This is a genomic window from uncultured Microbacterium sp., from assembly GCF_963521645.1.
Lineage (GTDB): Bacteria > Actinomycetota > Actinomycetes > Actinomycetales > Microbacteriaceae > Microbacterium.
Genome location: NZ_CAUQVQ010000112.1, coordinates 1 through 6,419, shown reverse-complemented (window position 1 = coordinate 6,419; position 6,419 = coordinate 1). Strand labels below are relative to the sequence as shown.

Below are 6,419 nucleotides of genomic sequence, written 5' to 3'. Positions count from 1 at the left end.
TGCTCCCACGACCCAGTCATCACAACCAGGCCCGAAGGGCAACTTCTCTATCTTATCCGTGTCTTTCGGGCTGTCAATTCGACACGCCGAAAGTATCGGAACCAGATCTGCAGCTCGGGGCTCAAGGCCTTCGAGGCAACTTCACTAGCTTATCCGTTTCGGAATCGCTGTCAAATCGACCGCTTGTCCGAGGTGGATGCTCCAGGTCAGACAGAAGTGTGTCTGCGATCCGCTCCGGGGAGCTGATCGAGTGGAGGTGGTTCTCCGCTTGAGGGGGGTAAGGCTCTCGGCCTCTCCGCGTCCCTGTGGGGCGAACAAGTAATAAGTTACGGGGGATTCGGGGTTCCGGCAAATCACGGCCGCCCGCCGGGCGTGTCGCGTGGCCGGATCCGCTCACACGTCGCGCGAACGGATCGGATACGCGAAGAAGCAGAGCCAGGCCAGAGCGGTGAACGCCAGTGGGACGACTGCGACCATGGCGCGGATCCCCGCATCCACCGACTCGCGCTGCGCGTCGCCCAGAGAGGCGTCGAACCCGGATGCCGTGAGCACGACCGCCGCGACGATCGCCTGCAGCACCACCGAGCCACGCACCACGAAACCGTTCACCCCGAAGTAGGCGCCCTCGCGTCGGTGCCCCGTGCGCACCGCGTCGTCGTCGATGATCTGCGCGAGCACCACCTCGAGCAGCTGCAGCAGACCGCCGACGCCCACGCCGACGCCGACGCCGACGAGCGCCGCGCCCAGCACATCGGCCGGCAGCAGGTAGCCCAGCACCGCGAGTCCGAACACGGAGACGCTCCACAGCAGCGCCGTGCGTGGGGTCGTGCGCCGCACCACCCAGCTCCAGAGCACGATCGAGGGGATCGCGGTGGCGAAGATCGCCCCGAGCAGCAGGCTGCTCTCCCCCTCCGCAGCGCGCAGCGAATAGCGCACGTAGAACGGGAGTCCCGCGAGGATCACGGCGATCGCGGTCTGCATGAACAGGGAACCCAGCACATAGGGGACGAACGCGCGGTTGCGGAACGTGTAGGCGAGCTGTGCACGCCATCGCATGGCCTCCGACGCGGCCTCGGGCACTCTGCGCTCGACCATGCCTCCCCAGAACGACCATGCGAACAGCACCAGACACACCGCCGACAGCACGATCGCCATGCCCGCCCAGCCGATCCACCCGTAGAGTGCGGGGGCGCCGGCGGTCCCCAGCACCATGCCGAGGATCGCGAAGACCTGTCGCGGCACATTGCCGCGTGCACGCTCCTCGGTGGTGCGGAAGATCTCGGGGAAGAGCGCCGAGATGTTGAGCACCACCACCACGAAGGCGACGTCGTACACCGCGACCACGACGAGGAACCAGACGATCAGCCCGCCGGGCGGTAGCGCCGGCGGCATCCACACGAGCGCGAACGCGACCACGAGCGGCACGATGCCGAGTCCGATCCAGGGGATGCGTCGTCCCCACGGCGTGCGGATGCGATCGGAGAGCGCGCCCACGAGGGGGTTGAGCACCGCGCTCAGCACGCCGTGGGCGACCAGCGCGCCGGCGACCCATGCGGGAGCGACCCCCAGCTGCGTCACGTAGAAGTACACGACGAAGGCGGAGAACGTCTGCGCCATCAGCTGGGTCGGGAAACCCGACAGGCCGAAGGTGATCGCCTGCGATCGGCTCGGCGCGGCATCCAGGCGGCGCTCGCGCAGGCGTGTGGCGAGCGAGGTCACGCGGCACTCCCCCGCTGCAGGTCGCGCAGGGCCCGCCACCCGAGACGCACGAGTCCTTCCTCGGCGATGGCGTCGTGCACGTGCGGGTCGGCGAGGAGTCGCAGCTCGTGTCCGCGCTTCGCGGCGCCGAAGTCCACGACCGCGCGCAGTTCGTCGTCGTCGACCATCGGATGCAGGTATATCTCGGTCACTCCGGGCGGCACGTCCCGCAGCAGAGCGCAGAAGGCATCGCGCACCTGTTCATAGCTCTCCCCGGGCACCTCCTCGAACGGATGCGTCCACAGCCGATCGATGATCTCGACGCCGAGCGCATCGGCCGCGGCTCCGGCCTCCTCGAGACGACGGGAGAGGGCGGCATCCGCTCCGTCGAGCACCCGCGGCAGGCGGAACGGCAGTCCGTGGCGCGCCGCGAGTTCGAGCACGGGGGCGAGGAAGTCACGCCCGGTGAGGAGCCCGTAGACCGAGCCCATGTGGTTGTCGAGGTGCGTGACGTCGACGCCCGCATCGAGCGCGGCCCGCAGCTGCGCCGCGAGCTCGAGGGCCACGTCGTCGGCCGAGGCCCGACGCTCCACCGACAGGGCGTCCGCCGGAAAGTACCCCGCACCGTCGACGAGAGTGGTCGCGGTACCCGTCAGCGGACGCCACCGGCAATCGGTCCATTCGCTCGTGAGCACGAGGTGCACGCCCACGTCGAGGTCGGTGCGGGCGGCCGCGAAGGACAGCGCCTCGGGCGCCCACCCGCACGGCACCATGAGCGTCGTCGAATCGATGTGCCCGGCCTCGAGCAGAGAGGTGACGGCGGTGTTGGCGGCGTGACACATCCCGAAGTCGTCGGCGTTGATGATGACGGCTCTGGTCCCGGGTGCGAGCCCGAGCCGTTCGGCGAGATCCGAGGTCATGTCCTGTTCCGTCCGTGAGGCGACTGCGGCTACGCCCGGCGCGCAGAGGATCGGTCGACCGAGGGCACGAGCTGTGCGAACACCGTGGCGCGAAGAGCCGCGGCCGCTTCGCCGATGCCCCCGACGAGCGGCGCCTCGGGGCCGAACGACGAGACGAGGAAGCGCATCGGAAGCCGTGCAGCGAGGTCGTCCGCCTCCCGTGCGACAGCGTCGACGAGCACCGGATGCGCGGCGAGGCCGCCCAGGATGAACGCCTCGGGGTCGAGCACGAGCGCGATGGTGCCGGCCACGAGGGTGAGCCGTCTCGCCATCTCGGCGGCCATGGCCTGCGCGGCTTCGTCGCCGTCGGCCGCCGCGTCGAGATGCTGCACGACGGGAGCCTGCGGGTCACGACCGTGCGCGAGCGCGAGATCACCCACGACGGCGTCGCTGAGCACCGGGGCGCCGATCGGCAACGGCGTCTGCGGCACGTACATGACTTCGCCCGCCACGCCGGAGAACCCGCGATGCACCGAGCCGTCGATCACGATCCCCGCACCCAGCCCCTCGTCGAGCAGCAGCAGCGCGAAGCTCGCGAGCGAGGCGCCGGAACCCGCAGTGAGCTCGGCGAGGGCCGCGAGGTTGACGTCGTTCTCGATGCGCGCGGGGCATCCGAGCCGCTTCTCGAGAGCGTTGCGGAACGCGCCGCCGTCGGGACCCTCGTCGTCGCGGATGGCGCCGTCTGCCGACACGATCCCCGGAACGCCCGCGATGACGACATGCAGGGGACCGCGCACGGACTGCAGGCAGGTCTCGATGAGTCCCGAGATGAGCTCGACCCTCTCGACGTGCGGCGTGAACGGCGCGTGCTGCTCGGCCCTCACCGCTCCTGTGGGATCCACCAGCACCACGTGTGCGCCGTGACCGTCGACGTGGACCACAGCGGCGAACCCGAGCTGCGGGTGCAGAGCGACCCGGCCCGCTGCGGGTCCGCGCGTCTCACGATCGACACCGGCGGGAGCGACCGCGCCGACGCTCTCGAGCATCCGGAGCACCTGCGTGACAGCGGTGCGCGACAGACCGGTCTCGGCCATCAGGTCGGCACGCGTGAGCGAGCCTCGGCGGGCGAGTGTCTCGAGGATCGCGCGCCCGTTCAGGGTGCGCAGCAGCGTCTGTGGTCCCGCGAGCGGTCGTGCCATGGTGATCCCCCCGGAGTCGATGCTCGCCCAGCATGACACATCGCGTCTCACCGGTCGAGGGCGCGAGGTGCTCACGGCGAGGAAGACGTGTCGGTTGCCACGATCACAGAAGTCTGAACCGTGTGAAACGACGGAATCGGTTGCGTGGAGCCGTGTCCGCTGTCAACATCGTCACATGAGCACTCCTCGCAAGCAGCCCGTGCTGGATGACATCTCGAAGCGGATCATCGAGCTCCTGCAAGAGGACGGACGGCGTCCGTATGCCGAGATAGGCCGCGAGGTGGGGCTCAGCGAGGCGGCGGCCCGACAGCGGGTGCAGCGCATGACCGACGCAGGGATCATCCAGATCGTCGCCGTCACCGATCCGATGCAGCTCGGCTTCCACCGGATGTCGATGATCGGCATCCGCGTCACGGGCGACCCTCGACTCGTCGCGGAGGAGCTGACGAAGATCACCGAGCTCGCGTACGTGGTCGCGACTCTCGGCACCTTCGACATCCTCGTCGAGGCCGTATGCGAGAGCGATGCGGACCTCCTCGACCTCATCGCCACCCGCATCCGCACGATCCCCGGAGTGACCCACACCGAAAGCCTGCTGTACGCCGGCCTGTACAAGGACCTCTACAACTGGGGCACGCGCTGACGCGCCGCCCCCGAACAGGAGTGATCATGGGAACCACGGTCTTCGAGCGGCGCCGCCCCGCGGACTCCGTCATCGACGCCTCACTGAGCGACACCGCCTTCGGGGTGTTCTGGCTCGACGACGTCGACCGCCCCGCGCACCCCGCACTGACGGGACGCATCACGACCGACCTCGTCGTGGTTGGCGGCGGCTACGCCGGGCTCTGGACGGCCGTGCGAGCCAAGGAGCGCGACCCCGAGCGACGCGTCGTGCTGCTCGAGGCGTCGCGCATCGCGTGGGCGGCATCCGGCCGCAACGGCGGGTTCTGCGAAGCGAGCCTCACCCACGGGCACGAGAACGGCCTGACACGCTGGCCCGACGAGATCGACCGCCTCGAAGAGCTCGGCCACGAGAACCTCGACGGCATCGAAGAGACCGTGACGCGCTACGCGATGGATGTCGACTTCGAGCGCACGGGTCAGCTGGCCGTGGCCGTCGAGCCGCACCAGGTGGACTGGTTGCGCGACGAGGAGGGCTTCCTCGATCGCGAGGCCGTGCAGGCGGAGGTGCACTCCGACACCTTCCTCGCGGGGGCCTGGGAACGCGACGGCTGCGCTCTCGTGCATCCCGCGAAGCTCGGTCTCGAGCTGGCCCGCGTCGCGGTCGAGCTGGGTGTGGAGATCTACGAGCAGTCGCTGGTGCGCGAAGTGATCGGCGACGGGGCGGGCCCGATCACGCTCGTCACGCGCGGCGGAGGACGAGTGACCGCGGAGGCCGTGGCGCTCGCCACGAACGTCTTCCCGTCCCTCCTGAAGCGCAACCGCCTGATGACGGTGCCGGTGTACGACTACGTCCTGATGACCGAGCCTCTGACCCGCGAGCAGCTGGCGTCGATCGGCTGGTCGAACCGCCAGGGGCTGGCGGACAGCGCCAACCAGTTCCACTACTACCGGCTCACGGCCGACGACCGCATCCTGTTCGGCGGGTACGACGCGGTCTACCACTTCGGCGGCAAGGTGCGTCCGGAGTACGAAGACCGCGCCGAGAGCCACCGCAAGCTCGCCTCGCACTTCTTCACGACCTTCCCCCAGCTCGAAGGGCTGCGGTTCACGCACCGGTGGGCAGGCGCGATTGACTCGTCGAGCCGCTTCTGCGCGTTCTTCGGCACCGCGCGTCGCGGCCGTGTGGCCTATGCCGCGGGCTTCACCGGGCTGGGCGTCGGGGCTGCACGATTCGCCGCCGACGTCATGCTCGACAAGCTGTCGGGCGAGCCCACCGAGCGCACCGAACTCGCGATGGTGCGGGAGAAGCCCATCCCGTTCCCGCCCGAGCCCGTCGCCTCGATCGGCGTCAACCTCGTGCGCGCCGCGATGGACCGGGCCGACCACAACGAGGGCAGGCGCAACCTGTTCCTCAAGACCTTGGATGCCGTGGGCATGGGATTCGATTCGTGAGCGAGCTGCGCGCGGGCGAGGGCGTGGATGCGGCGGCATTGCCGCTCGAGCACTCGCGCCTGCCCGCGGAGGACGTGATCCTCGGCACGCAGACGACCGCCGTGCATGCGCTGGCGACTCTCGGTGAGGTCGAGATCGGCATCTGGGAGATGACGCCGGGCACGGCATCCGACACCGAAGCAGACGAGGTCTTCGTCGTGCTCGCAGGGCGCGCCCGCATCCAGTTCGTCGAGCCCGCGCTGCCTGCGATCGAGGTCGGGGCGGGCTCGGTCGTGCGCCTCACCGAAGGTCAGCGCACCGTGTGGACGGTCACCGAGACCCTGCGCAAGGTCTACGTCGCCTGAGAGGTCGCTGCCTCTCCTCCCTCTCTCCTTTCCACGCCCTCCCTCTCCACGCCCTTCATGTGGCACCTGTGGTCGGATAGCGCGCGGCGTTGCGACGACAGGCACCAACTCAAAAGCCCCACCCCTCGCTCACCTGGCACCACTGGTCGCATAACGCCGCACACTGCGACAACAGGCGCCAACTCAGAAGCCCCACCCCTCGC

At 69.3% G+C, this 6,419-nt stretch carries 6 protein-coding genes; 3 read left to right on the top strand and 3 right to left on the bottom strand.

Translation table 11 applies throughout. The features are described from left to right. Window positions 1–393: 393 nt before the first annotated feature. From RWO82_RS14660 to RWO82_RS14650, 3 genes are read right to left on the bottom strand one after another with little or no spacing between them, the layout of a single operon-like run. Window positions 394–1,719 carry an MFS transporter gene (locus RWO82_RS14660; protein ID WP_314428267.1) on the bottom strand — a complete coding sequence of 442 codons (1,326 nt, stop codon included), beginning with the start codon at window positions 1,717–1,719 and terminating at the stop codon, window positions 394–396. Then, on the bottom strand, window positions 1,716–2,618 hold the full coding sequence (locus RWO82_RS14655) for a polysaccharide deacetylase family protein (protein WP_314428266.1): 903 nt from the start codon (window positions 2,616–2,618) through the stop codon (window positions 1,716–1,718). Before RWO82_RS14655 ends, RWO82_RS14660 begins: the two co-directional genes overlap by 4 nt. A gap of 29 nt (window positions 2,619–2,647) precedes the next feature. Next, complete coding sequence (locus RWO82_RS14650; RefSeq protein WP_314428265.1) at window positions 2,648–3,796, bottom strand: ROK family transcriptional regulator; 1,149 nt, start codon at window positions 3,794–3,796, stop codon at window positions 2,648–2,650. A 175-nt stretch (window positions 3,797–3,971) separates the two neighbouring features. Here RWO82_RS14650 and RWO82_RS14645 point away from each other — a divergent pair, with 175 nt between their 5' ends. From RWO82_RS14645 to RWO82_RS14635, 3 genes are read left to right on the top strand one after another with little or no spacing between them, the layout of a single operon-like run. Further along, a complete protein-coding gene (locus RWO82_RS14645) occupies window positions 3,972–4,439 on the top strand; it encodes an Lrp/AsnC family transcriptional regulator (protein WP_314428264.1) in 468 nt (155 codons plus the stop codon). Window positions 4,440–4,465: 26 nt separating this feature from the next. Beyond that, the gene (locus RWO82_RS14640; RefSeq protein ID WP_314428263.1) at window positions 4,466–5,872 is read left to right on the top strand and encodes an FAD-dependent oxidoreductase; all 1,407 of its coding nucleotides are present in this window, start codon (window positions 4,466–4,468) and stop codon (window positions 5,870–5,872) included. Beyond that, window positions 5,869–6,216: a cupin domain-containing protein gene (locus tag RWO82_RS14635; protein ID WP_314428262.1), complete on the top strand. Its 348-nt coding sequence runs from the start codon at window positions 5,869–5,871 to the stop codon at window positions 6,214–6,216. The genes RWO82_RS14640 and RWO82_RS14635 overlap by 4 nt, the downstream gene beginning before the upstream one ends. The last annotated feature ends 203 nt before the right edge of the window (window positions 6,217–6,419 follow it).

Excerpts from the sequence above, each read along its gene's own strand:
- RWO82_RS14645 (WP_314428264.1), top strand. The coding sequence starts at position 3,972 with ATGAGCACTCCTCGCAAGCAGCCCGTGCTGGATGACATCTCGAAGCGG.
- RWO82_RS14655 (WP_314428266.1), bottom strand. The coding sequence starts at position 2,618 with ATGACCTCGGATCTCGCCGAACGGCTCGGGCTCGCACCCGGGACCAGA.
- RWO82_RS14640 (WP_314428263.1), top strand. The coding sequence starts at position 4,466 with ATGGGAACCACGGTCTTCGAGCGGCGCCGCCCCGCGGACTCCGTCATC.
- RWO82_RS14650 (WP_314428265.1), bottom strand. The coding sequence starts at position 3,796 with ATGGCACGACCGCTCGCGGGACCACAGACGCTGCTGCGCACCCTGAAC.